Source organism: Exiguobacterium sp. EF_C8 (genome assembly GCF_054956715.1).
This window is the reverse complement of record NZ_CM143264.1, coordinates 703,604-728,746: the sequence shown is the minus strand read 5'-3', so window position 1 is coordinate 728,746 and position 25,143 is coordinate 703,604. Positions and strand designations below refer to the sequence as shown.

Here is a 25,143-nt window from a genome sequence, read left to right as displayed (position 1 = left end):
AATCAGAATTATCTGACAAATTACAAAGGAGCGTGGCCGAGATGAAACAAGTAATTGAAGCTTTCCGTAGACAAGATGCAGAGCAGCGAATTCCAGTGCTACGTCTCGAAATCGATTATGAGCTCAGTACGCTCTTCGATGCGATTCAAGCCAATGACCAAGCTGGCATGTCAGCAAGTAAAGATCGTTTAGATAAATATCGTCAGGAGATGCTTCGCTTAGAAGCTTAACCTCATAGATCTCCCATCTCTCCTCCCCCTTGAGATGGGACTTTTTTTGTTTACTGTTACTCTATTCATAAACGAAAGAGAGGATCGTTTCCAGATCGTGTACTGGTCGATCCTCTCGCTTCATTTCTTAAACAGAAAATATTTTATGCGTTTATTTCTGTCTCACAGTCTAGATTAATCGACATCACGACCTCGTGATGCCTTCAAAATCTCAAACCATTGCTCGCGCGTCAACGACAGATTCGTCGAACGAACAGCAGATTCGATGCGTTCAATCTTACCAGAACCAACGATCGGCATGATACGTGCTGGATGTTTAAGTAACCATGCATATGCGACTTCGTCGATTTCTTTTGCCCCGATCTTTTCAGCGATCTCAGCTAATTTTTCACGTAACGGTGCGTATCGCTCGTCCTTAAAGAGACGACCGCCCGCAAGCGGACTCCACGCCATCAATGGCATCTCATTTTCATGACACAGATCGACGGATCCATCCTCGAAATGTTTCAGTTCCGAAACCGATAACTCGAGTTGGTTCGTCACGAGCATGAACGGTAAGCGTGATTGTATAAGACTCTGTTGTGCAGGTGTATGGTTCGATAGACCGAATGTCCGTACCTTACCCGCGTCCTTCAGCTCAACGAACGCTTCTGCAATCTCGTTCGGATCCATCAATGGATCTGGACGGTGAATCAACAACGTATCGACGTACTCGACACCGAGTTCTTGCAGGGAACGATTGACCTGTTTGATAATATGCTCTTTCGTCGTATCATAGAACGATAATGACTGATCCGAGAAATGATTCCCTTTCATCTTGATGCCCGTCTTCGTGACGATCTCCATCCGGTCACGTAATTCCGGTTTTAAGGCAAGAGCTTCCCCGAATAAGCGTTCATTCGTATAATCGCCATAGATATCTGCGTGATCAAACGTCGTAATTCCTAAAGCAAGGCATGCTTCAATCAATTCAAGACGCTCTTCCTTCGTCATTTCCCATTCATTCAATCGCCACAGACCATGAATGATCCGTGAGAATGATAAATCTTCTGTTAGCTGAATCCGTTCCATGTTTCTTCCACTCCTCTATCGTATGAACTCTATCTCGTTTACTGTACCTCAAAATGGTAACGGTTGCACGAATTTCAATTTTCAATGCTCTAAGACAAAAAACAGGATTCCGTCATCGACGGAATCCTGTTTAGGACTTATTGAATTTGCTCGACTTCCTGCATGACTTCATCTTCGATTTGCTGACGTTTTCGTGTCGTCTCAGCAGCATCTGGTGACGTGACGCTGAAATAGAACTTAATTTTTGGTTCCGTGCCCGATGGACGAAGGCAGAACCACGATCCATCACTGAGCGTGAACTTCAAGACATTGGATTTTGGCAGATTGATCGGTGAGGGTTGATGTGTCTTCAGATCGTGAGCGATGCTCGCATCATAATCCTCGAACAAGACGACCTGTTCTCCAGCCACTTGTTTTGGTGGATTCTCACGGAACGTATCCATGATACGACCAATCTGTGCCACGCCATCCTTCCCTTTGAGCGTCAGAGAGCGGAGTGACTCTTCAAAGTACCCGAACTGCTCGTAAATCGACTGTAATGCCTCATAGAGCGTCCGTCCTTCTTTTTTGTGATACGCAGCCATCTCAGCAGCTAACAAGCACGCTTGGACGGCATCCTTGTCGCGGCAGAAGTCCCCGATGAGATATCCATAGCTCTCTTCATAGCCGAAGAGATACTCATATTGACCCGATGCATTGTATTGTTTGATTTTTTCCCCGATGAACTTAAAGCCTGTCAACGTGTTCTCGACATGGAGATCATAATGACGTGCAATCAACGCACCTAGTTCTGAAGTAACGATTGTCTTCGCGACAAATCCGTTCTCTGGTAGTGTCCCCTGCGCCGCTTTTTGTGAAAGGATATAGTCAAGCAACAATGCCCCCGTCTGATTCCCTGTCAAGACTGTCCATTCTCCGTCTGCATCACGTGTTGCTACTCCGACGCGGTCAGCATCGGGATCCGTCGCAATCAAGATATCGGCATCTGTACGATCTCCGTATTCGATCGCCAGTTTAAAGGCAGCATGTTCTTCCGGGTTCGGTGACGTCACGGTCGGGAATGCACCGTCTGGCTCTGCTTGCTCCTTAACGACTGTCACGTGTTCGAAACCGTAACGTTTCAAGCCTTCTGTTACCGGGACAAGACCTGTTCCGTGAAGTGGAGTGAAAACGATTTTTAGTGGATCGGCTAATTCCGATTGGATTGAAGGTAAGACACGAATCGTCTGTAATTTTTCTTGATACGCTTCGTCAAGTTCTTCGCCGACACGGACGATTAAACCGTTCGCACGAAGGACCTCTTCTTGCTCAAGTTCAATCGACAGCTCGTCTTCGATTTGACTGACGTACGATACGAGTTCATCCGCTTCTTTTGGTGGAAGTTGTCCACCGTCGTCTCCGTACACTTTATAGCCGTTGTATTCTGGTGGGTTGTGACTCGCTGTGATGACGATCCCGCCCGCTGCTTGTAAAGACCGAACCGCAAACGAAAGTTCTGGTGTCGGACGTAGACCGTCGAACAGATACGCTTTGATGCCGTTACTTGCGAGCGTCCGTGCCGCCTCCAGCGCAAATTCTGGTGAGAAATGGCGTGAATCGTGTGCGATGACGATTCCTTTTGCTGCCGCTTCTTCTCCTGATGCCTTAATGAATGCTGCGAACCCTTGTGAAGCTTTTCGAACTGTATACACATTCATCCGGTTCGTTCCGACACCGATCTCCCCGCGCATACCACCTGTTCCAAACTCGAGTTCTTTATAGAATGCTTCTTCAGCTGCTTTTTCATCCGCTGCTAGCGTGACGAGTTCTTCTTTTAATGTACTGTCAAGATCAGCGAACTGATCCCATTTTTGATAGGTTTCTTTCCATGACATAGTAAATCGACTCCTTTTTGAATGAGGGTAAGACTTGCGATGATACGATACCTTTCATATGATTAACACTAGAAAGGGTAAGGTGATGAGGCATGTTTCCTACGATTCAAATGGCAGACCTTCAACAGCTCGTCCGTACGGATCAGATTCGCTGGTTTGACTGCCGCTATGACTTACAACAACCTGAATATGGACGAAATGCTTTCTTAGAACAACACGTCGAAGGTGCACAGCACCTGGATTTAACGACTGACCTTTCTGGTCCAATCGATGAGGTCGGCGGTCGGCATCCGCTTCCTTCAAAAGAAGCGTGGCAACACACACTGGAACAGCATGGTGTGACCCCGGAAGACTTCGTCGTTTTGTATGACGATGGTTTTCCATATGCCGCTCGTGCATGGTGGTTATTTAAATGGATCGGACATGAGCGTGTCGTAGTTCTCGAGGGCGGATTCTCCTCTTACCTAGCGTTCGATCTTCCGGTTACAGACGAGACTTTTACTTATGAACCCTCTCAGTACACGCCGCGTTTCCAAGACGAGATGCTCGTCTCGTTCGAAGAGCTAAAGGATCAGCTGACAGAAACGCTGGTCATCGATTCCCGAGCGCCCGATCGGTATCGCGGAGAAATCGAACCACTCGATCATGTCGCCGGACACATTCCGGGTGCCGTAAATTGTTACTTTGAACAAGCACTCTCACCAGATGGTCGTTTACGAGATGCGGAAGATCTGAAAGAACTATACGCCGACATCCTGCCGGTCACGGCACCTATCCTCTACTGTGGAAGCGGTGTGACAGCGTGCGTCAATGTCATCGCTCTCCACTCACTCGGGAAAACCGATGTCCGGCTTTACGCCGGCTCTTATAGTGATTGGGTCAGCCGCGGTGAAGACGTCTCCCGTTCGTAAACATCAGACGCTGACAGAAACATCTGTCAGTGTCTTTTTGTTTAGAGTTGAATTGGTTTGATGTTCCAGATCGCATTCGCATACTCTTTAATCGTTCGATCACTTGAGAACACACCTGACCGAGCAATATTAAGAATGACACGTTTATACCATTCTTCCGGTTGCTGATACATCCGATCGATACGTTCCTGCGCTTGTTGATACGACATGAAGTCTTTCAGGATCAGATACTCATCATTATACGTCAATAATGAATCGTAAATTGCTTGGAATTCACCCGGAGCAAATAATGTCCCGTCGACGAGACTATCGATGATTCGTCGCAACTCGGGTTGGGCACTGTATTGATCATACGCACTATAACCGCCGTATTGCTTATAATTCATGACTTCCTGCGGCGTTAAGCCGAAGATGAAGATGTTCGCATCCCCAACTTCATCTCGAATTTCGATGTTCGCTCCGTCGAGCGTTCCAATCGTCAAAGCGCCATTCATCATGAACTTCATATTGCCGGTTCCAGAGGCTTCATAGCTGGCAGTCGAAATCTGCTCACTGACATCACTTGCCGGGAAAATCTTTTCAGCAAGCGATACACGATAGTTTTCTAGGAAGACGACTTTCAAGTATGGGCTGACCTCTGGATCCTGATTAATTAAGCGAGCTAACGCATTGATATAACGAATGACTTCTTTTGCATAATGATAGCCTGGCGCTGCCTTTGCACCAAAGATGAATGTCCGCGGTGTCATCGTAAAGGAACGGTCTTCCTTCAGACGATAATAGAGCGAATGAATGTGTAACGCATTTAAGAGTTGACGTTTGTACGCATGCAATCGCTTGACTTGAACATCAAAAATCGAGGTTGGATCAACGACGATACCTGTTTCCTTTTCAATGAGCAACGCTAATTCTTCCTTACGCTGAAGCTTGATCTCGGCGATGTCCTTCTGCAGTGCTGAATCCTCTGCCCATTTCGTCAATTTTTGCAAATCGGACGGATGCTGAATCCAACCATCCCCGATCGCTTCTGTCACACGTTTTGCCAGTGCTGGGTTCGATGAGAGAAGCCAGCGACGATGTGTAATCCCGTTCGTCTTATTATTAAATCGAAGCGGAAACATCTCATAGAATAGTCGCATCTCGCGCTGCTTCAGAATCTCAGTATGAATCTGAGCGACACCGTTCGTTGAATGCGTGCCGACGACAGCCAGATTCGCCATGTTGATCCGATCGTCCGCGATGATGGCGATATCTCGCATATGTGCTTCCATGTGTGGATAGTTCGCCAGCACATCTTTACAGAAGCGTCGGTTGATTTCCTCGATGATGAGATAGATGCGTGGCAACAAGCGACGGAACAAATCAACCGGCCAACGTTCGAGTGCTTCTGATAATAACGTGTGGTTCGTAAACGACATGACACTCTTCGTGATCCGCCACGCTTCTTCCCATCCAAACCTTTCTTCATCAACAAGAATCCGCATCAATTCCGGAATCGCGACGACCGGATGCGTATCATTGATATGAATGGCAATATGATTCCCGAGTTGCTTCAATGAATGGTTTCGTTTTTTAAAGGACGTCAAGATACTCCTTAATCCTGCAGAGACGAAGAAATATTGTTGCTTTAGACGGAGTTCTTTTCCTTCGTACGTCGTATCATCCGGATACAAGAACTCTGAAATCGTCTGAATCGATTGTTTATGTGCCAGTAAATCTTTATAGTTCCCACGGTATTGACTAAGTAATTCATCATCATCAAGTGGAGACTCAGCACTCCAGAGTCGCAGGTTATTGACAACCTTGTTTTGATAGCCAACGATCGGCATATCGTACGGAACAGCACGGACGATTTCAGTCGGTTCATGATGGACGCGATACCCATCACCGACTTCTTCGAGCCACACATGTCCACCGAATGAAATATCGACCGCTTTATCAGAACGTCTAATTTCCCACATGTTTCCGTTCTTCAGCCAGTTATCCGGTAGCTCGACTTGATAGCCATCGATGATTTTTTGCTTAAACAGACCATATTGGTATCGGATACCGTTCCCATGTCCCGGTAGACCAAGCGCAGCCAAGGAATCAAGAAAACAGGCTGCGAGACGACCGAGACCTCCGTTTCCGAGTCCTGGTTCCGGCTCTTCTTCTGTCAGATCACTGAGCTGATATCCGAGTTCTTCCAGTCCCCGTTCCACATCCTTTAAGACGTCAAGACTTAATAGGTTGTTATGCAAGAAACGTCCGAGCAAAAACTCGAGTGAAAAGTAATAGACTTGCTTACTTTTTTTATGGGTATATGTTTCCTTTGTCCGCAACCAATCGGTCGTGACCGTCTCACGTACCAGATAAGCAAGTGTCTGATAGATATCGTTTTCTGTTGCTTCCGTTATTGCCTTGCCATGCATCGAAACGAATCGTTCCGTAAACCTCTCCTTGAACTTCTCTATATCTTTGAACATGACGTAACTCCTTTTCCCAGTGATACGATCAAGTGGCGGACGGTGCAATCAAACGATATAACGCCAAGTATTCGTCGGCTGAACGCAACCAACTGAAATCCTCATTCATCGCCGTCTCAATCAAGTGCTCAAAGACCGGGCGATCATGATAGACCTCAATGGTACGTTTAATCGCTTCTAAAAACTCATGTGCATTATAATTCGCGAACGAGAATCCATTTCCTTCTAACGTAAACTGATTGAATGGCTTGACCGTATCACGAAGACCACCTGTTTCCCGGACGACTGGTAAACAGCCGTACTTCATCGAAATCAACTGACTGAGACCACATGGTTCAAAACGCGAAGGCATCAAGAAGGCGTCACTGCCCGCATAGATTCGTTGCGCGAGACCAACGTCGAACCCGATGTAAGAAGCGATTTTGTCTGGACGAATCGATGTCGCATGATGGAACAACCCTTCATATTCCGCTTCACCTGATCCAAGGATGATGAACTGCGCATCGAGTTCAAACAAATCTGGCAAGATATGCGCGAGTAAATCAATCCCCTTTTGGTCGACGAGACGAGAAACGAAACCAAACAATGGTACATCCGGATTGATGGGGAGACCTAGTTCTTCTTGTAAGGCAGCTTTGTTCTTCGCCTTTCCTTCCGTGACGGTATCGACCGAATACGTCTCAACGAGATGCGTATCATGTGCAGGATCAAATTGACGATAGTCGATTCCATTCAAGATTCCGCGTACGTCGACAGCGCGATGTTGTAAGACGGGTTCAAGCGTCTCACCGTAATACGGATCCATGATCTCATCACGATATGATGGACTGACTGTCGTGATTTGATTGGAATGGACGAGTCCTGCCTTCATGTAATTGACGAGACCGTTATGAGCAATACCATCGGCTGTGAAGTGTTCATGACTCAATCCAAGTAAATCACCGAGTACTTCCTCCGGGAAAACACCTTGATATTGTAGATTGTGAATCGTAAAGACCGTTTTAATATCTTGATAGCGCTCTAGGTGCTGATAATGGATTCGTAGGAACGCCGGAATCACACCTGTTTGCCAATCGTGACAATGGATGACGTCCGGTACTTCTTTCCGATCGAGATGTTGAATCATCTCAAGAACGGCACGTGAAAAATACGCAAATCGTTCCGCATCATCGTAATGTCCATAAATGACACCATCGCGTTTGAAATAGTACTCATTATCGATGAAATAGAACGTTACACCATCTTGTTTTAATCGGAGGACAGCACCAAATTGCTGTCGCCAGCCAACTGGTACGATGAAGTCGAATAAAAACTCCATCTCTGATTTGTATTGTTCCTTGATTTGACCATAATTGGGTAAGACGACCGAAACGTCTGCCCCTTCCTCAGCAAGCGCTAAAGGGAGCGAGCCGACGACGTCAGCTAGCCCCCCTGTCTTGATGAAGGGTGTCGCTTCCGTGGCAGCAAACCATACCTTCATGAATGACATCTCCTTTAAACGATTGTTTGTTTTTTGATGACGATTGGTTCTTCTGCCGTACCGCGAATGACTTGACCGCGTTTGACGGTCACTTCTTTGTCGAGAATCGCGTACTCAACGACCGCGCCTTCTTCAATGACCGATTTTTGCATGATGATCGAGTTTTTGACGCGCGCATGCTTTCCGACTTTAACACCACGGAACAGGATGCTATCCGTCGTCGTGCCTTCTAACTTACAGCCGTTTGCGACGAGTGAGTTCTTAATCGCTGAACCTGGCAAATAACGTGTCGGCGGTTCATGCTTGATTTTCGTGTAGACATGCTGGAAGTCGTTGATTGCTCCCCACTGTTCAAGCAATAGCATGCTCTCACGGTAGTATGAACGAAGTGAGTGGATGACTTGTGATGTACCACGATATTCATAACCATGTACATGCAAGCGATTTAGCTGCGAACGGATGATACTTTGTAGTAAATCGTACTCGCCACGCGCAATCGCCTCATCAATCAAACGAACGAATAGGTTCTTCGATAGAACGACCGTTTCCATGTAGAACGTCTCATCAGTCGGCTGGAACCCTCGTGATCCGATTGCAGTCACGCGGTTCTGCTCGCCAAAGCGAATTGGACGGCAGTATTTGCAAGGCAGTTCACGCTTCGTATAAACGACTGTGATATCCGCATTCGATTCTTTATGTTCGCGCAAGACATCACGATAATCTACGGCTGATAAGATGTTCGAACCAGAGACGACGACATAGTTCTCCTTACTGCGAAGGAAAAAATCACGGTGAAGGTGGAAGTTCGATAGATCCCCACGGAACTCGTTCGCATCTTGTGACAATGCAGGTGGGAAGATATAGAGTCCACCGTTTGAACGGTCAAGATCCCACTCTTTACCAGATCCAAGATGGTCCATCATGCCACGATATTTCTCGAGCGTAAAAATCCCGATGTTCGCGATATCGTTTTGTACCATGTTCGTTAATGTAAAATCGATCAATCGATAACGACCCGCAAATGGCACAGCTGCCAAGTTACGATGCTCTGTTAGTTCTTTGAAAAATCCTTCTTCACCACTTAGATTGATGACGCCTAATAAATCGACCTTCATTCGAATATCCCCCTTATTGAATTGCTTCTTTGATGACTTCGTTCTTTTTAACGATGCTGTCTGCTTCAATGACGAAGACTTCTCCGTCCGGAGATCCAATCGTCGCACCATCTTCAACGATGACACCATCTGCTAAAATCGCCCGGTGAATCGTGACGTCTCGTCCGATTTTGACGTTCGGGAAGATGACCGAGTCTTTGACGAGTGATCCTTCTGCTACATCGACACCGTAGAAGAGAACCGAATGATTGATTTCTCCTTCGATGTGGCATCCTTCGTTGATGATCGATGTCTCGACTGTCGCAGCGTTTCCAATGTATTGTGGTTGCTGATTCGGGTTGACCGAATGTACTTTCCATGACGGTTCATACAAATCGAATTCAGGCTCTGCCGTCAATAGATCCATGTTCGCTTCCCAAAGGGATTGAATCGTCCCGACGTCTTTCCAGTATCCTTTGAATTTATACGCACGGATATTGAGATTTTCAAAAAGCATGTTCGGGATGATATTTTTACCGAAGTCAAAGCTTGATTCCGCATCGCCGGCATCTTGAATCAAGTGGCGTTTTAAGATATCCCAGTTAAAGACATAAATCCCCATCGATGCAAGATTTGATTTCGGATTTTTTGGTTTTTCTTCGAATTCATTGATTCGTAAGTCATCGTCCGTATTGAGGATACCAAATCGCGGTGCCTCGTCCCATGGTACTTCACGTACGGAAATCGTCACGTCAGCTCCACCAAGTCGATGCTCCTCGATCATTTTTTCATAATCCATTTTATAAATATGGTCGCCTGATAGAACAAGAACATATTCAGGGTCAAATTGATTGATATAACTCATATTTCGATAAATAGCATTTGCTGTGCCCTCATACCAGTTTTTGCCGTTCTGTGCTTGGTATGGTGGAAGAATCGTTAATCCGCCATTACGGCGATCCAAATCCCATGGACTTCCAATGCCAAGGTATCGATTCAACTCTAATGGTTCGTATTGCGTCAACACGCCAACTGTATCGATTCCTGAGTTCGTACAGTTCGAAAGTGGGAAATCAATGATCCGGTATTTTCCTCCAAATGCAACAGCTGGTTTCGCAGTGTGTTTCGTTAAAGCTCCCAGACGTTTCCCTTCTCCGCCTGCAAGTAACATCGCAACGACATTCTTTTTAGCCATTTCGTCCCCTCCATTTATGCTCTTTTTTTACAGATGACTCGCGTTCTAAAATCCACAGATACTTCTATATACCCAATCTTTTCTCTTTTTAATATAACATTCCTGCAAAATAGGTTTATTAAAATACAAAAATCGAAAAAAAATCTATTGATTTCTCCATAAAAGACCGATAATAGGAATGAAATGGCTTTTTGAAAGGAGTTCTCATGCGAATTACGACAGGATATCTCGTCTTACTTGGTCTTACGATGATGCTTCTGTTTTCCTTATTTTCAATTAAAGATGAGTTAAAAACAGCACGCACACTTTTTTTCTGGGCCGATGAACAGACGACACGACATCCACTGACCTCCTACCAACCAATCACCGTAACCTATGAAAACAAACGGGTCGAGCTCTATGACGGATTGCGACGGGATGACTTAACGCCTCGAACATTACCGAAAAAAGTCGAGCAAGCGTTTGTTGCTATCGAAGATCAACGTTTCTATCAACATGACGGATATGACATCACAGGAATCTTACGCGCGTTTACGAAAAACCAGTCTGATTCTAAATCTCAAGGTGGCAGTACGATCACACAACAACTAGCAAGAATGACATATCTAACAAACGAAAAAACATATACTAGAAAAATAAAAGAGTTGCTAATTGCTGTGTCTTTGGAGCAAAAATATTCGAAAAAAGAACTGATGACAGCGTATGTCAATCAAGCATATTTCGCGAATAATATTTACGGGATCGAACTGGCCGCAAAATCATATTTCAATAAGCCAGCGCGCGAGTTGAATTGGTCTGAAATCAGCTTTTTGACAGCGATTCCGAACAATCCGTCACTCTACGATCCGCTTCGTTTTCCTGAAAATACAAAAAAACGTCAGCAACGAATCGCTCAAGCATTAGTGCGCGATCGTGTACTGACGAAAGATTTTACTATTTCTCATGTGACACCTCGATCCTATAAGCCGCGGGTTCCTTATCCGGACTATATCGATGCAACCGTCCAAGCTGCCATCCGGATGACCGCTCAACAGCACGGATGGAGTGAGAAGCATGCTTCGGAATATCTACATCAACAAGGTGCGATCATCTCGACATATCTCGACTCAGCCGAGCAACAACGAGCTAAAGAAGCTCTTCGTCGTCTACCAGACCCGATTGAGGGAGCCTATGTTGGCATTGATGGACAAACACACGGGGTTACGGCTTTAGTCGGCTACAAATCAAATTTGACCGGTCAGTTCAACCGAGCAGTGCAGTCGTACCGACAACCTGGTTCATCCATCAAACCTTTACTTGTCTATGGTCCTTATCTCGAGAAGACGAAAGCTCGATTGTCGAGTACGTTAGACGGTAGTCCTGTCTGTATCGATGGATACTGTCCATCAAATAGCGGAAATCGGATCCTTGGACAAGTGACGATTGCCGATGCGATCGCTTATTCTTATAACACACCAGCGATCCGTGCTTTTGCTGTTTCTTTCCAAGAAGGATTGAAGTCCATCCGTCCATTCCAGTTTAGCCAATGGACACGTGAGGATGATGCCTTTACGAGTGCCCTAGGTGGGTTGCAATACGGGATCAGTCCATATGAACTGACGAACGCTTATTCCGTATTCGTCAATGACGGGATCTATCGACCGGCATCGATGATCAAAAGTATTACGCTTAAAAATGGAACGGTCGAACGACCACAAGAAAAAGAACAACGGATTTGGTCCAGTCAGACGAACCGTGAATTACGGGCTGGTTTAAAGAATGTCATGACGTATGGAACAGGGCGCAAAGGATACGATCCTTCCGCGCGCTATATCGGAGGAAAAACAGGAACAACGAATGATAATAAGGATATGTGGTTCGTCGGTATCAAAAATCAACACATCGGGGGTATTTGGTTAGGAGCTGACCGTCCCCGCCCTTTCCCTGCTGAAGCCAATGCAACGTTACAGGTCCAGACGTGGGCGACGATTTTACGTCCTTGAGTCAACTCGGAAATAAAATTGCTTCTCCAAAGGAATTGAATAAGGTCAGACCAACCCATGATAGACCAGCGAGTAGAACGCCCCAGGCTAAGAAGGAGAAGATGATTAACCCAACAGCTCCAGCCGCACTCGTCATTTTACTAATCTGTACCGTGTAAAAGATAAAATAGATGAAGAAGGATACAAGCAATACGATCCCAACGTGCAAGAAGGACGTCATGAAAGCAAAGCTGACACATCCTCCGACGAGCAGGAGAATACTGCCCGGACGTAACATACCGAGTGTCGTTCCCTCTTGTTCTTTGATGAAAAAGGCGAAACCGAGCTGATTGATCGTGTCCGATAGTAGTTTAAGCGAACTAAAGATCATGAAATAGACGATCAAAAAACCAAGCCAAACGACGAGCTTCGTATCACGTGCCGTCAGTAGCTGGAGCAGTTCATCGTACACGCCGACTTGATCGAGCCAATGCAATGCAAGTTCCGTCGTCGCGATCGCAAGGGATGTACTAAATAACAAGATGCTGATCAGTGGGGCATAACTTAATAGGTAAACGTTCGTACGCATGTGGAGTCTCCATTCATAGAAAATTCATATGTAGCACACAATTTCACTTACAGGTATACTATAATAGATTATATCGGTTCAAGAGACTGAAGGGGGAAACAAAAATGGCATTTATCTTAATGGTCGGCGTAAGTCTTGCGTTTTTGACAGCAATCTTCACTGCAGGCTACAACAAAAAACCTGAAGGTAACGAATAACTCATAAAAGCTCCATCCTGAATCAGGATGGAGCTTTTGCTTTACAGAAGACCTGCGTATCCTTGCTGACGTAATGCTTCATAGACGATGATCGCTGCCGTGTTCGAGACGTTCAGTGAACGAACGAGATTCGATTGGGGTAAACGGATACACCGTTCTGCGTTTGCATCGATGACTTCAAGCGGCAATCCTTTTGTTTCCCGACCAAAGACGAAGAAATAGTCCTGTTCAACGTCCGATAAGTCAATCTGACTTGGGTACTGTTCCCCGTATTTCGTAATATAGTAGAAAATACCTTCCGGATGTTTTTCCCACAGTTCTTCTAACGAATCATGATAACGGACATCGACAAATTCCCAGTAGTCAAGACCTGCACGTTTAAGTTGCTTATCGTCTGTCGAGAAGCCGAGCGGTCGGATCAAGTGAAGGACGGAATGCGTCGCTGCACATGTTCGCGAAATATTACCTGTATTTTGAGGAATTTCCGGTTGATACATAACGACATGAATAGCCATGGTTCAATTCTCTCCTATCTCATGCGCTAAAAGCGCTTCTTTATGGGCAATTCCGCTTGCGAAACCCGTCAATTTACCGGTCGCCCCGATGACACGGTGGCATGGATAAATCAATGCGATCGGATTCCGATTCAAGGCACCGCCAACAGCTCGTGCTGCCTGTGGTTTTCCAATCATTCGAGCCAGTTCACCATAACTGATCGTCTGACCGAACGGAACGGTTCGCAAAGCTTGTAACACTTTCTCTGCAAATGGTGTGACACGCAACTGACAAGGAAGCGCATCAAGCGCTTGTACCTCTCCTTGTGCATAACGATCAAACGCCATACGCCAAGCTTTCGGTAATGTACCTTCGTCTGTCTCTTCTGCTAAATAGGTCCGAGCACGATCTTTATTCAACCCAAAGTCGAGGTACACGATTTGCTCTTTTTCCCATGCGACGAGCAATGTACCGAACTTATAAGTGAGCTGTTGAAATGGCATCTGCTTCCCCCCACTCTTCAATTAACCGTTGTCCTTCTGTCTGAACATCCACTGCAGTATCCGCTAAAAGACGGGATTCGATGTACGACTTCTCATCAATTCCGCCAATCCGACCGACTGCCCAGAGTGCAAGCGCCCGCATGTCTTCGCGGGCATCTGTTTCCGTCATTAACCGTAGCGCGTCAATAGCACTCTTGTCTCGATAATGAACAAGCGCACAAATCGCATTACGTTGAATCGGCTTCTTACCACGCCATGCTCCGGATAATGTTCCGAAACGACTCTTGAACTCACGGTTACTCATTGATAAGAGTGGAACAAGGAGCGGTTTGACCTGCTCCGGATCCGGTTGTAGTTCAACATGATGTGTCGCATTCTTCTTCCGGTTATATGGACATACTTGCTGACATGTATCACACCCATACAGACGGTTCCCAAGCGCCATCCGAAACGGTTCTGGCAGTAACGTTTTCGTCTGTGTTAAAAACGAGATACATCGTTTAGCGTCGATGACACCAGGTTCAACTAGCGCATCCGTCGGACAAGCATCGATACATTTATTGCATGTTCCACATAATTCTTCGACTGGCTGATCCGGCGGCAAGACGAGGTCAGTAATCAATTCACCAAGATAAAGATACGATCCGTGCTCTTCACTGATGATCGAGCAATTTTTACCACTGAATCCAATACCTGCTCGTTCTGCTACTGCACGATCGACGAGTTCTCCTGTATCGACCATCGAGCGCGTCCTTGCACCTGGACTCAACTCTTGAATTTTTTCTTCAAGCAACGTCAAACGTTGTCGCAACGCCTGATGGTAATCCAGTCCCCAGGACGATCGACAAAAAATACCCCGCCGCTCCCCTTCCTTGCCACGAGGTGCATTTTTGAGAGTGCTTGGATACGCGACCGCAATGGCAATGATCGAAGCCGCATCTTCTACGAGTAACGAAGGAGTCGTTCGTAGATCGAGATCGGGCTCTTCAAAACCAGAAGCAAATCCTTTCTCCTGTTGTGCTTGAAGTCGACGTTTTAAGACAAGAAAAGGGTCAGCCGTCGTCACCTTCAGCTCATCGATTCCAATCTCAACTGCGTACTCTTGTAAAGCCAATTTCAATTGTACACCATCCATTACGACTCGCTCCTTTCCTCTTAAGATTCCTTCCTAAACAAAAAGAGCAAGGTGTCAGCGAAAACGACACATTGCTCTTTTTAGGTAAGCGGGTGAAGGGAATCGAACCCTCGTCATCAGCTTGGAAGGCTGAGGTTTTACCATTAAACTACACCCGCATGATCAGGTGAAACATCAGATTGTGTAAAAAGTATAAAGCGGGTGAAGGGAATCGAACCCTCGTCATCAGCTTGGAAGGCTGAGGTTTTACCATTAAACTACACCCGCAAGATACCGGTGGTCGGAATCGAACCGACACTCCAAAGGAACACGATTTTGAGTCGTGCGCGTCTACCAGTTCCGCCACACCGGCACAATCTCTTGCAAAACTATTTAATTGAGAAATAGTTGGAGGCGCCAGTCAGAATCGAACTGACGATAAAGGAGTTGCAGTCCTCTGCCTTACCACTTGGCTATGGCGCCACTCATTGGAGCGGAAGACGGGATTCGAACCCGCGACCCCGACCTTGGCAAGGTCGTATTCTACCACTGAACTACTTCCGCTTGAAAAGCTGGGCTGGAAGGGATCGAACCTTCGCGTGCTGGAATCAAAATCCAGTGCCTTACCACTTGGCTACAGCCCAATAATAAGAGGGCGACTGATGGGAATTGAACCCACGAATGCCGGAATCACAATCCGGTGCGTTAACCACTTCGCCACAATCGCCATGGTAAACAGGGGCAGCAGGAATCGAACCCGCGCTGACGGTTTTGGAGACCGTAGTTCTACCGCTAAACTATGCCCCTATGGTGGTGGGGGGGGGCGGATTCGAACCGCCGAACCCGAGGGAGCGGATTTACAGTCCGCCGCGTTTAGCCACTTCGCTACCCCCCCACAAATGGGAAAATCATATTGTTAATAAAGATGGTGGCTTTGGACGGAATCGAACCGCCGACACAAGGATTTTCAGTCCTTTGCTCTACCAACTGAGCTACAAAGCCTTAACAATGGCGGTCCTGACGGGATTCGAACCCGCGATCTCCTGCGTGACAGGCAGGCATGTTAACCGCTACACCACAGGACCGTATGTAATTGCGGGGGCCGGATTTGAACCGACGACCTTTGGGTTATGAGCCCAACGAGCTACCAGACTGCTCCACCCCGCGACGCTATAAATGGTGACCCGTACGGGATTCGAACCCGTGTTACCGCCGTGAAAGGGCGGTGTCTTAACCGCTTGACCAACGGGCCATTCTGAATTGAAAGTGATGATGGCGGAGAGCAAGGGATTCGAACCCTTGAGACGCTTTTGACGCCTACACGATTTCCAATCGTGCTCCTTCGGCCACTCGGACAGCTCTCCATTGTACGTGGTGAAGAAGTAATAAATGGCTCCGCAAGTAGGATTTGAACCTACGACCTACCGGTTAACAGCCGGTTGCTCTACCGCTGAGCTATTGCGGAACGATCGCCTGGCAGCGTCCTATCCTCACAGGGGGAAGCCCCCAACTACTTTCGGCGTTCAAGTGCTTAACTTCCGTGTTCGGCATGGGAACGGGTGTGACCACTTGGCTATCGCCACCAGACATTTATTATCTTAACATTATGTTCACATAACGTCAAGACTTTTTTTCATTTTTTTGAAAGGCTCGCGCCCTCAAAACTGAAGTCATCAACAAGCATCTGCTAGAACAAGGCCTCGACCGATTAGTATCACTCAGCTCCACATGTCGCCATGCTTCCACCCGTGACCTATCTACCTCATCGTCTCTGAGGGGTCTTTCTTGATTACTCAAAGGGAAATCTCATCTTGGAGGGGGCTTCATGCTTAGATGCTTTCAGCATTTATCCCGTCCGCACGTAGCTACCCAGCGATGCTCCTGGCGGAACAACTGGTACACCAGCGGTGCGTCCATCCCGGTCCTCTCGTACTAAGGACAGCTCTCCTCAAATTTCCTGCGCCCACGACGGATAGGGACCGAACTGTCTCACGACGTTCTGAACCCAGCTCGCGTACCGCTTTAATGGGCGAACAGCCCAACCCTTGGGACCTACTCCAGCCCCAGGATGCGATGAGCCGACATCGAGGTGCCAAACCTCCCCGTCGATGTGGACTCTTGGGGGAGATCAGCCTGTTATCCCCAGGGTAGCTTTTATCCGTTGAGCGATGGCCCTTCCATGCGGAACCACCGGATCACTAAGCCCGACTTTCGTCCCTGCTCGACTTGTAGGTCTCGCAGTCAAGCTCCCTTCTGCCTTTGCGCTCTACGAATGATTTCCAACCATTCTGAGGGAACCTTTGGGCGCCTCCGTTACTGTTTAGGAGGCGACCGCCCCAGTCAAACTACCCGCCTGACACGGTCCTCCAGCCGGATCACGGCTGCGAGTTAGAGACTCTATGCATGAAGGGCGGTATCCCAAGGGTGACTCCTCCGAAGCTGGCGCTCCGGGCTCGACGTCTCCCGCCTATCCTGTACATCATGCACAAAGCCTCAATATCAGGCTGTAGTAAAGCTCCATGGGGTCTTTCCGTCCTGTCGCGGGTAACCTGCATCTTCACAGGTACTATGATTTCACCGGGTCTCTCGTTGAGACAGTGCCCAAATCGTTACGCCTTTCGTGCGGGTCGGAACTTACCCGACAAGGAATTTCGCTACCTTAGGACCGTTATAGTTACGGCCGCCGTTTACTGGGGCTTCGGTTCAAAGCTTCGCTTGCGCTAACCCATCCCCTTAACCTTCCAGCACCGGGCAGGCGTCAGCCCCTATACGTCATCTTGCGATTTAGCAGAGACCTGTGTTTTTGCTAAACAGTCGTTTGGGCCTATTCACTGCGGCTCTACTCATGTAGAGCGTCCCTTCTCCCGAAGTTACGGGACCATTTTGCCGAGTTCCTTAACGAGAGTTATCCCGCGCGTCTTAGAATTCTCATCTCGCCTACCTGTGTCGGTTTACGGTACTGGCGCCTTCCCCCTCACTAGAGGCTTTTCTTGGCAGTGTGAAATCGTGACCTACGTCCCTACGGGACTCCGCGTCGTTCCTTGACTGTGATGCCTGACGGATTTGCCAATCAGACGGTCTTGAAACTTGCACATGCACTTCCATCCGCATGCGTCACTATCCTCCTGCGTCCCCCCATTGTTCAAACGGTGGATCGGCGGTACAGGAATATCAACCTGTTATCCATCGCCTACGCCTTTCGGCCTCGGCTTAGGTCCAGACTAACCCTGAGCGGACGAGCCTTCCTCAGGAAACCTTGGGCTTTCGACGGAGGGGATTCTCACCCCTCTTTTCGCTACTCACACCGGCATTCTCACTTCCAAACGCTCCACTGCTCCTTCCGGTACAGCTTCACAGCGGTTTGGAACGCTCCCCTACCATTCCTTACGGAATCCGCAGCTTCGGTGGTATGTTTAGCCCCGTTACATTTTCGGCGCGGCGCCACTCGACTAGTGAGCTATTACGCACTCTTTGAATGGTGGCTGCTTCTAAGCCAACATCCTAGCTGTCTAGGCAGCGCCACATCCTTTTCCACTTAACATACACTTGGGGACCTTAGCTGGCGGTCTGGGCTGTTTCCCTCTTGACTACGGATCTTATCACTCGCAGTCTGACTCCCGAGTATAAGTTGCTGGCATTCGGAGTTTAACTGAATTCGGTAACCCTGTGGGGGCCCCTAGTCCAATCAGTGCTCTACCTCCAGAACTCTCAACCTCGAGGCTAGCCCTAAAGCTATTTCGGGGAGAACCAGCTATCTCCAGGTTCGATTGGCATTTCACCGCTACCCACACCTCATCCCCGCACTTTTCAACGTGCGTGGGTTCGGACCTCCAGTCAGTGTTACCTGACCTTCATCCTGGACATGGGTAGATCACCTGGTTTCGGGTCTACGACAACGCACTGAACGCCCTGTTCAGACTCGCTTTCGCTACGGCTCCGCCTCATCGGCTTAACCTCGCGCGTTATCGTAACTCGCCGGTTCATTCTACAAAAGGCACGCCATCACCCGTTAACGGGCTCTGACTACTTGTAGGCATACGGTTTCAGGATCTATTTCACTCCCCTTCCGGGGTGCTTTTCACCTTTCCCTCACGGTACTGGTTCACTATCGGTCACTAGGGAGTATTTAGCCTTGGGAGATGGTCCTCCCGGATTCCGACGGGGTTTCACGTGTCCCGCCGTACTCAGGATCCACTCTGGAGGGAAAACAGTTTCAGCTACAGGGCTGTCACCTTCTTCGGCCGACCTTTCCAGGTCCTTCACCTACTGTCTTCCTTTTTGACTCCGTATAGAGTGTCCTACAACCCCGAAGAGCATGCTCTCCGGTTTGGGCTGTTCCCGTTTCGCTCGCCGCTACTCAGGGAATCGCATTTGCTTTCTCTTCCTCCGGGTACTTAGATGTTTCAGTTCCCCGGGTCTGCCTCACGTTACACTATGTATTCATGTAACATGTCCCATCCCATTACGGATGGTGGGTTCCCCCATTCGGAAATCTTCGGATCAAAGCATACTTACTGCTCCCCGAAGCATATCGCTGTTCGTCGCGTCCTTCATCGGCTCCTAGTGCCAAGGCATCCACCGTACGCCCTTCATACCTTGATCTAGCGTTGGTATTCTAAGAACACACGTCTTAAATGACATGGTTAATTAAAAGTTTGATGTCTTGTTGATGTCTTCAGTTTTCAAGGTGCGAGTGTCTCTTGCGAGACGTGAGAGACGAGCTCTCAAAACTGAACGATGGGCATGTCCCGTAAGGGACGTTTTCCTTAGAAAGGAGGTGATCCAGCCGCACCTTCCGATACGGCTACCTTGTTACGACTTCACCCCAATCATCTACCCCACCTTCGACGGCTGGCTCCTTGCGGTTACCTCACCGGCTTCGGGTGTTGCAAACTCTCGTGGTGTGACGGGCGGTGTGTACAAGACCCGGGAACGTATTCACCGCAGTATGCTGACCTGCGATTACTAGCGATTCCGACTTCATGCAGGCGAGTTGCAGCCTGCAATCCGAACTGGGAACGGCTTTATGGGATTGGCTCCACCTCGCGGTCTCGCTGCCCTTTGTACCGTCCATTGTAGCACGTGTGTAGCCCAACTCATAAGGGGCATGATGATTTGACGTCATCCCCACCTTCCTCCGGTTTGTCACCGGCAGTCTCCCTAGAGTGCCCAACTGAATGCTGGCAACTAAGGATAGGGGTTGCGCTCGTTGCGGGACTTAACCCAACATCTCACGACACGAGCTGACGACAACCATGCACCACCTGTCACCATTGTCCCCGAAGGGAAAACTTGATCTCTCAAGCGGTCAATGGGATGTCAAGAGTTGGTAAGGTTCTTCGCGTTGCTTCGAATTAAACCACATGCTCCACCGCTTGTGCGGGTCCCCGTCAATTCCTTTGAGTTTCAGCCTTGCGGCCGTACTCCCCAGGCGGAGTGCTTAATGCGTTAGCTTCAGCACTGAGGGGCGGAAACCCCCCAACACCTAGCACTCATCGTTTACGGCGTGGACTACCAGGGTATCTAATCCTGTTTGCTCCCCACGCTTTCGCGCCTCAGCGTCAGTTACAGACCAAAGAGTCGCCTTCGCCACTGGTGTTCCTCCACATCTCTACGCATTTCACCGCTACACGTGGAATTCCACTCTTCTCTTCTGTACTCAAGCCTTCCAGTTTCCAATGGCCCTCCCCGGTTGAGCCGGGGGCTTTCACATCAGACTTAAAAGGCCGCCTGCGCGCGCTTTACGCCCAATAATTCCGGACAACGCTTGCCACCTACGTATTACCGCGGCTGCTGGCACGTAGTTAGCCGTGGCTTTCTCGTAAGGTACCGTCAAGGTACGAGCATTCCCTCTCGTACGTGTTCTTCCCTTACAACAGAGTTTTACGATCCGAAAACCTTCATCACTCACGCGGCGTTGCTCCATCAGACTTTCGTCCATTGTGGAAGATTCCCTACTGCTGCCTCCCGTAGGAGTCTGGGCCGTGTCTCAGTCCCAGTGTGGCCGATCACCCTCTCAGGTCGGCTATGCATCGTCGCCTTGGTGGGCCGTTACCCCACCAACTAGCTAATGCACCGCAAGGCCATCTCAAGGTGACGCCGGAGCGCCTTTCATCAGCGGACCATGCGGTCCGTTGAACTATCCGGTATTAGCTCCGATTTCTCGGAGTTATCCCAATCCTTGAGGCAGGTTCCTTACGTGTTACTCACCCGTCCGCCGCTCATTCCACTGCCTTCCCTCCGAAGAGTTCCGTCAGCTTCCTGCGCTCGACTTGCATGTATTAGGCACGCCGCCAGCGTTCGTCCTGAGCCAGGATCAAACTCTCCATGAAGTGTTTGACTTGCTCGTTGTTGTGACCGAAGTCACGATTGACGAAGCTTGCGCTTCATTCGTTTTTGTATTCCGTAGAATACGTTTTTTGCCTCATCGTTCAGTTTTCAAAGTTCGTCGTGTCGTTTTCAGCGACTTTAATAAGATATCACGGAATAACTTAAGCGTCAATCCTTTTTTGAAATCTTTTTTATTCCCTGTCACCGTCCAGCGCGTGTTGCCCTGTCGACATGTATTAATATACTATCTCGGTATAATACCGTCAATAGTTTTTCTAAAAAAACTTTTGAAATCTTTTTTCTTCTATATATAGCAAAAACAATTCTAGGAAAAAGTAAAGCCGATCGTCATACGACCGGCTCATACGTCACGAGTTCGACTCCCGCCCCTTTAGTCGTTTGATATGAGATACGAATCAAACCTTTTCGCATGAAGAAATCGATTAAGCTGCTCAAATCTACTTTAACTTCTTGCAGTCGTTCTTCTTCCATCAATTCATACATCGTCCAAGGATCCGTCCGTTCACGCATAATTTCGAATAAATAGCGTCCTCCCGATAAAACCTTGGACTGCAAAAGGTGCTCAAGCCCTATCAAAGCAAGATGAATACGTTGATCTAGCGTCTCTTCACTCATCAATAATTGCTCGTATAGTTTATAGACATCTGGGTCATCGAGTCGCGCCTGTTCCCAAACGACCGTTTCAGGATGTTTTCCTTTTTCGAGGACGGATAACCGTGCCAGGTGATGCAACGCATGATGGACATGTGTATAGGCATCATAATGATGTCCGCGACTAAACAAGTTTCTCCCATCTTGGAAACGACGCAACAATTTAGCAAAGGAAATCGTCATCTGTAAATGTCGTTCCTCATCAGGAAAATCGAGTAGTTGTCTTTTTAAGTCAACTAAGTAATCGTTTCGTTCGAATACGATCGTTCCTTCTGTAATCCAATGAATCGCACGTCGATTGGCATTCAATAAAATCCAACGCGATAACACATCCTCGTGTACAAGATGTAAAGATACTTTCAACGTATTCAATCGGTAATGTTTAATCGTCCATTCGACTTCCGGATCTCTTGTGATGACAACAAGAAGTGTATCAAATTGATCTGTCAGAGAATCCCGTGGTTGTCGTTTTTCAACCGCAATGATTCCTTGAGTTTCACGATAAGCCGCGTATTCCGAATAAATCGTTCGTGTTGCTTGTTCCATTTACTTCTCACCCTTCTATACGAACTCGTCGTTACCATTTTCGACAAAAAAACAAGCTTTCCTTCTTCAGGCAATCCCGCATCTTATGCTAGACTGACAACAGGGGGAATTCACTTGAAAAAACAACGAAAAAATAAAATAAACCGCGCGCGAAACTTAGCAATGTTCCTCGTATTCGGCGGTATGCTCGTCATGTACGGCGGTCTATTACTTAAACGATTTGAGATCATCATGGTCTTACTCATGCTTCTCGGTTTCGTCATGGTCCTCGCCAGTACGGCACTCTACTTCTTGATTGGTCTAACATCAACGAAGGCAGCTGTCGTTACTTGTCCGAATTGTGGAAAAGAGACAAAAGTCCTTGGTCGCGTTGACTTATGTATGCATTGTGACGAACCATTGACGATGGATCCTTCTCTCGAAGGAAAAGAATTTGACGAAAAGTACAATAAACACAATAAACGAGCTCCCCGCTAAGGGCAGCTCGTTTTTTTATTGGACATTCGATTGACAGTCCGGGCAAGTTCCATACACCTCTAGTCGATGACGATCGACTTTGAAACCTGTTAAATGAGCCGCTACCGTTTCGACATCATCGAGCACAGGATAATTGAAATCAACGATCTTTCCGCAGTTCTCACAGATCATGTGGTAATGGCGTGTCGTAACGAAATCGAAGCGACTTGAAGCGTCTCCGTAGTTCATTTCCTCAACGATTCCCTTTTCTCGAAAAACGCGTAAGTTATTATATACAGTCGCCACACTCATATTTGGAAATCGATGTTCGAGTGCACGATAAATCTCATCCGCTGTCGGATGTGTGTGTCCCGTCGTCAGATATTCTAAAATCGCGTGACGTTGTGGTGTCATTCGAACGCCTGATTCCCGAAGCGACTTCACGGCGTCATCCAGCATTTCGTTAGCCACGTCCATCCCCTCATTTCTATCTTTCATTGATTATCAGATTATAATCTTTATAATTAGTCTACCTACAAAAAGTCATTCCGTCAACGGCTCTGCACCGGATTTGACGTCCATGATACAATCATATCGTGATATTTTTCACGAATCATCGATTGGAGGAATCCTCATGTCTACTCACACTACTCGCCCTACTTCAGAGGCGTTATATGAAATCGCACAAGAGTGTATCGTTGGTGGCGTCAACAGCCCATCCCGTTCATTCAAAGCTGTCGGCGGCGGTGCACCTGTCTATATGGAAAGCGGAAAAGGTGCTTACTTTTATGATGTCGATGGCAATCGCTACATTGATTACTTAGCGGCCTACGGTCCGATCATCACAGGACACGGTCACCCCCACATTACGGAAGCGATCACACACGCTGCCCAGAACGGTCTTCTTTATGGCACGCCCCACCGTCTAGAAATCGACTTTGCACATAAACTACAAAAAGCGATTCCTTCGCTTGAAAAAGTACGTTTTACGAACTCCGGAACGGAAGCCGTCATGACGACGATTCGCGTCGCACGAGCATATACAGGTCGTGAGCTTGTCGTGAAGTTCAGTGGCTGTTACCACGGTCACTCGGATTTGATGCTGATCGCAGCAGGAAGTGGTCCAGCGACACTTGGTTCTCCCGATTCAGCAGGTGTCACGAAAGCGACGGCAAAAGAAGTTATTACGACACCGTTCAATGATATTGAATCGTACCGTCAAATCATGGAACAATGGGGCGATCAAGTCGCTTGTGTACTCGTTGAACCGATCGTCGGAAACTTCGGTATCGTCGAACCGCAACCTGGATTCCTTGCTGCGGTCAACGAAATTACGCATGCTCACGGTGCACTTGTTATTTACGATGAAGTCATCACTGCATTCCGCTTCACATACGGCAGTGCACAAGAACTACTCAATATCCGCCCTGATATGACGGCGCTCGGGAAAATCATCGGTGGTGGTTTACCGATTGGTGCTTATGGCGGTCGCAAGGAAATCATGGAACATGTCGCGCCACTCGGTCCAGCCTATCAAGCAGGTACGATGGCAGGGAACCCGGCATCGATGGCTGCCGGTATCGCTTGTCTTGAACTACTTGAGCAACCTGGCGTTTATGAACAACTCGATCACCTTGGTGCCCTACTCGAACAAGGTGTACTTGAAGCAGCAAAACGTCATGACGTCACGATTACGATCAACCGTCTAAAAGGTGCCATGACTGTCTACTTCACGGATGAAACAGTCATCGACTATGACGGTGCAGAACGTGCGGACAGTGAAATGTTTGGTCGCTTCTTCAAGTTGATGCTGGAAGAAGGCGTCAACCTTGCTCCTTCAAAATACGAAGCGTGGTTCCTGACGACAGAACATACGGAAGCCGACATCAATGAGACGATCGCAGCAGTCGATCGTGCCTTTGCTCGACTTTAAGTCTCTTCACTAAAAAAGCAGCGCCCT

At 47.8% G+C, this 25,143-nt stretch carries 17 protein-coding genes, 15 tRNA genes and 3 rRNA genes; 5 read left to right on the top strand and 30 right to left on the bottom strand.

Annotated elements, in window-relative coordinates; translation table 11 throughout:
- Positions 1–41 precede the first annotated feature (41 nt).
- The gene (locus ACY2IG_RS03835) at positions 42–230 is read left to right on the top strand and encodes a hypothetical protein (RefSeq protein WP_035409434.1); all 189 of its coding nucleotides are present in this window, start codon (positions 42–44) and stop codon (positions 228–230) included.
- A 174-nt stretch (positions 231–404) separates the two neighbouring features.
- On the opposite strand, the gene ACY2IG_RS03830 is transcribed toward ACY2IG_RS03835, so the two are convergent.
- Both ACY2IG_RS03830 and ACY2IG_RS03825 read right to left on the bottom strand, forming a co-directional pair.
- Complete coding sequence (locus ACY2IG_RS03830) at positions 405–1,301, bottom strand: aldo/keto reductase (RefSeq protein ID WP_056059936.1); 897 nt, start codon at positions 1,299–1,301, stop codon at positions 405–407.
- A 137-nt stretch (positions 1,302–1,438) separates the two neighbouring features.
- Positions 1,439–3,175, bottom strand: a complete 1,737-nt coding sequence (locus ACY2IG_RS03825) for a phospho-sugar mutase (protein WP_056059933.1) — start codon at positions 3,173–3,175, stop codon at positions 1,439–1,441.
- A gap of 92 nt (positions 3,176–3,267) precedes the next feature.
- Here ACY2IG_RS03825 and ACY2IG_RS03820 point away from each other — a divergent pair, with 92 nt between their 5' ends.
- Positions 3,268–4,086, top strand: a complete 819-nt coding sequence (locus ACY2IG_RS03820; RefSeq protein ID WP_290773596.1) for a sulfurtransferase — start codon at positions 3,268–3,270, stop codon at positions 4,084–4,086.
- A 41-nt stretch (positions 4,087–4,127) separates the two neighbouring features.
- Here ACY2IG_RS03820 and ACY2IG_RS03815 read toward each other — a convergent pair whose 3' ends face one another.
- The 4 genes from ACY2IG_RS03815 to ACY2IG_RS03800 are packed head-to-tail and all read right to left on the bottom strand — an operon-like array spanning position 4,128 to position 10,320.
- The gene (locus tag ACY2IG_RS03815; RefSeq protein ID WP_329470194.1) at positions 4,128–6,551 is read right to left on the bottom strand and encodes a glycogen/starch/alpha-glucan phosphorylase; all 2,424 of its coding nucleotides are present in this window, start codon (positions 6,549–6,551) and stop codon (positions 4,128–4,130) included.
- A gap of 28 nt (positions 6,552–6,579) precedes the next feature.
- Positions 6,580–8,031, bottom strand: coding sequence for a glycogen synthase GlgA (gene glgA / locus ACY2IG_RS03810; RefSeq protein ID WP_029340919.1), 1,452 nt, complete (start codon positions 8,029–8,031; stop codon positions 6,580–6,582).
- A 14-nt stretch (positions 8,032–8,045) separates the two neighbouring features.
- Positions 8,046–9,146, bottom strand: a complete 1,101-nt coding sequence (gene glgD / locus ACY2IG_RS03805; protein ID WP_035409446.1) for a glucose-1-phosphate adenylyltransferase subunit GlgD — start codon at positions 9,144–9,146, stop codon at positions 8,046–8,048.
- A gap of 13 nt (positions 9,147–9,159) precedes the next feature.
- A complete protein-coding gene (locus ACY2IG_RS03800) occupies positions 9,160–10,320 on the bottom strand; it encodes a glucose-1-phosphate adenylyltransferase (RefSeq protein ID WP_035409448.1) in 1,161 nt (386 codons plus the stop codon).
- Between the two features lie 206 nt (positions 10,321–10,526).
- On the opposite strand from ACY2IG_RS03800, the gene ACY2IG_RS03795 reads away from it, so the two are divergent.
- Positions 10,527–12,302, top strand: a complete 1,776-nt coding sequence (locus tag ACY2IG_RS03795; RefSeq protein WP_462618381.1) for a transglycosylase domain-containing protein — start codon at positions 10,527–10,529, stop codon at positions 12,300–12,302.
- Position 12,303: 1 nt separating this feature from the next.
- On the opposite strand, the gene ACY2IG_RS03790 is transcribed toward ACY2IG_RS03795, so the two are convergent.
- From ACY2IG_RS03790 to ACY2IG_RS03680, 23 genes are all read right to left on the bottom strand, one after another.
- Positions 12,304–12,870, bottom strand: a complete 567-nt coding sequence (locus tag ACY2IG_RS03790; RefSeq protein ID WP_035409453.1) for a DUF5366 family protein — start codon at positions 12,868–12,870, stop codon at positions 12,304–12,306.
- 238 nt (positions 12,871–13,108) lie between these two features.
- On the bottom strand, positions 13,109–13,582 hold the full coding sequence (trmL, locus tag ACY2IG_RS03785) for a tRNA (uridine(34)/cytosine(34)/5-carboxymethylaminomethyluridine(34)-2'-O)-methyltransferase TrmL (protein WP_023467320.1): 474 nt from the start codon (positions 13,580–13,582) through the stop codon (positions 13,109–13,111).
- A 3-nt stretch (positions 13,583–13,585) separates the two neighbouring features.
- Positions 13,586–14,065 carry a methylated-DNA--[protein]-cysteine S-methyltransferase gene (locus tag ACY2IG_RS03780; RefSeq protein ID WP_035409455.1) on the bottom strand — a complete coding sequence of 160 codons (480 nt, stop codon included), beginning with the start codon at positions 14,063–14,065 and terminating at the stop codon, positions 13,586–13,588.
- A complete protein-coding gene (queG, locus tag ACY2IG_RS03775) occupies positions 14,040–15,200 on the bottom strand; it encodes a tRNA epoxyqueuosine(34) reductase QueG (RefSeq protein WP_035409457.1) in 1,161 nt (386 codons plus the stop codon). Before queG ends, ACY2IG_RS03780 begins: the two co-directional genes overlap by 26 nt.
- An 87-nt stretch (positions 15,201–15,287) precedes the next feature.
- A tRNA-Gly gene (locus ACY2IG_RS03770) sits at positions 15,288–15,358 on the bottom strand.
- Positions 15,359–15,396: 38 nt separating this feature from the next.
- Positions 15,397–15,467 (bottom strand) — tRNA-Gly (locus tag ACY2IG_RS03765).
- Positions 15,468–15,471: 4 nt separating this feature from the next.
- A tRNA-Leu gene (locus ACY2IG_RS03760) sits at positions 15,472–15,552 on the bottom strand.
- 36 nt (positions 15,553–15,588) lie between these two features.
- Positions 15,589–15,662: transfer RNA gene (locus ACY2IG_RS03755), tRNA-Cys, on the bottom strand.
- 6 nt (positions 15,663–15,668) lie between these two features.
- Positions 15,669–15,743 (bottom strand) — tRNA-Gly (locus ACY2IG_RS03750).
- An 8-nt stretch (positions 15,744–15,751) separates the two neighbouring features.
- Positions 15,752–15,823, bottom strand: a tRNA-Gln gene (locus ACY2IG_RS03745).
- Between the two features lie 10 nt (positions 15,824–15,833).
- Positions 15,834–15,906 (bottom strand) — tRNA-His (locus ACY2IG_RS03740).
- A 9-nt stretch (positions 15,907–15,915) separates the two neighbouring features.
- Positions 15,916–15,986, bottom strand: a tRNA-Trp gene (locus ACY2IG_RS03735).
- Between the two features lie 4 nt (positions 15,987–15,990).
- Positions 15,991–16,074 (bottom strand) — tRNA-Tyr (locus ACY2IG_RS03730).
- Between the two features lie 31 nt (positions 16,075–16,105).
- Positions 16,106–16,181: transfer RNA gene (locus tag ACY2IG_RS03725), tRNA-Phe, on the bottom strand.
- 7 nt (positions 16,182–16,188) lie between these two features.
- Positions 16,189–16,264, bottom strand: a tRNA-Asp gene (locus ACY2IG_RS03720).
- An 8-nt stretch (positions 16,265–16,272) separates the two neighbouring features.
- A tRNA-Met gene (locus ACY2IG_RS03715) sits at positions 16,273–16,346 on the bottom strand.
- A 10-nt stretch (positions 16,347–16,356) separates the two neighbouring features.
- Positions 16,357–16,431 (bottom strand) — tRNA-Glu (locus ACY2IG_RS03710).
- 21 nt (positions 16,432–16,452) lie between these two features.
- Positions 16,453–16,543: transfer RNA gene (locus ACY2IG_RS03705), tRNA-Ser, on the bottom strand.
- Positions 16,544–16,569: 26 nt separating this feature from the next.
- Positions 16,570–16,644 (bottom strand) — tRNA-Asn (locus tag ACY2IG_RS03700).
- A gap of 6 nt (positions 16,645–16,650) precedes the next feature.
- Positions 16,651–16,766, bottom strand: a 5S ribosomal RNA gene (rrf, locus tag ACY2IG_RS03695).
- A 101-nt stretch (positions 16,767–16,867) separates the two neighbouring features.
- Positions 16,868–19,781: ribosomal RNA gene (locus tag ACY2IG_RS03690) — 23S ribosomal RNA — on the bottom strand.
- Positions 19,782–19,949: 168 nt separating this feature from the next.
- Positions 19,950–21,511, bottom strand: a 16S ribosomal RNA gene (locus ACY2IG_RS03685).
- Together the 16S, 23S and 5S rRNA genes with 15 tRNA genes alongside form the textbook arrangement of a ribosomal RNA operon.
- Before the next feature lie 346 nt (positions 21,512–21,857).
- Positions 21,858–22,727 (bottom strand): nucleotidyltransferase-like protein, encoded by an 870-nt coding sequence (locus tag ACY2IG_RS03680; RefSeq protein WP_290784243.1) that lies wholly within the window; start codon positions 22,725–22,727, stop codon positions 21,858–21,860.
- A 114-nt stretch (positions 22,728–22,841) separates the two neighbouring features.
- On the opposite strand from ACY2IG_RS03680, the gene ACY2IG_RS03675 reads away from it, so the two are divergent.
- Complete coding sequence (locus ACY2IG_RS03675; RefSeq protein ID WP_035412738.1) at positions 22,842–23,204, top strand: DUF2614 family zinc ribbon-containing protein; 363 nt, start codon at positions 22,842–22,844, stop codon at positions 23,202–23,204.
- 15 nt (positions 23,205–23,219) lie between these two features.
- Here ACY2IG_RS03675 and perR read toward each other — a convergent pair whose 3' ends face one another.
- Positions 23,220–23,642, bottom strand: a complete 423-nt coding sequence (perR, locus tag ACY2IG_RS03670) for a peroxide-responsive transcriptional repressor PerR (protein ID WP_369792039.1) — start codon at positions 23,640–23,642, stop codon at positions 23,220–23,222.
- A gap of 175 nt (positions 23,643–23,817) precedes the next feature.
- Between perR and ACY2IG_RS03665 the strand changes: the two genes are divergently transcribed.
- Positions 23,818–25,116 carry a glutamate-1-semialdehyde 2,1-aminomutase gene (locus tag ACY2IG_RS03665; protein ID WP_329470186.1) on the top strand — a complete coding sequence of 433 codons (1,299 nt, stop codon included), beginning with the start codon at positions 23,818–23,820 and terminating at the stop codon, positions 25,114–25,116.
- The last annotated feature ends 27 nt before the right edge of the window (positions 25,117–25,143 follow it).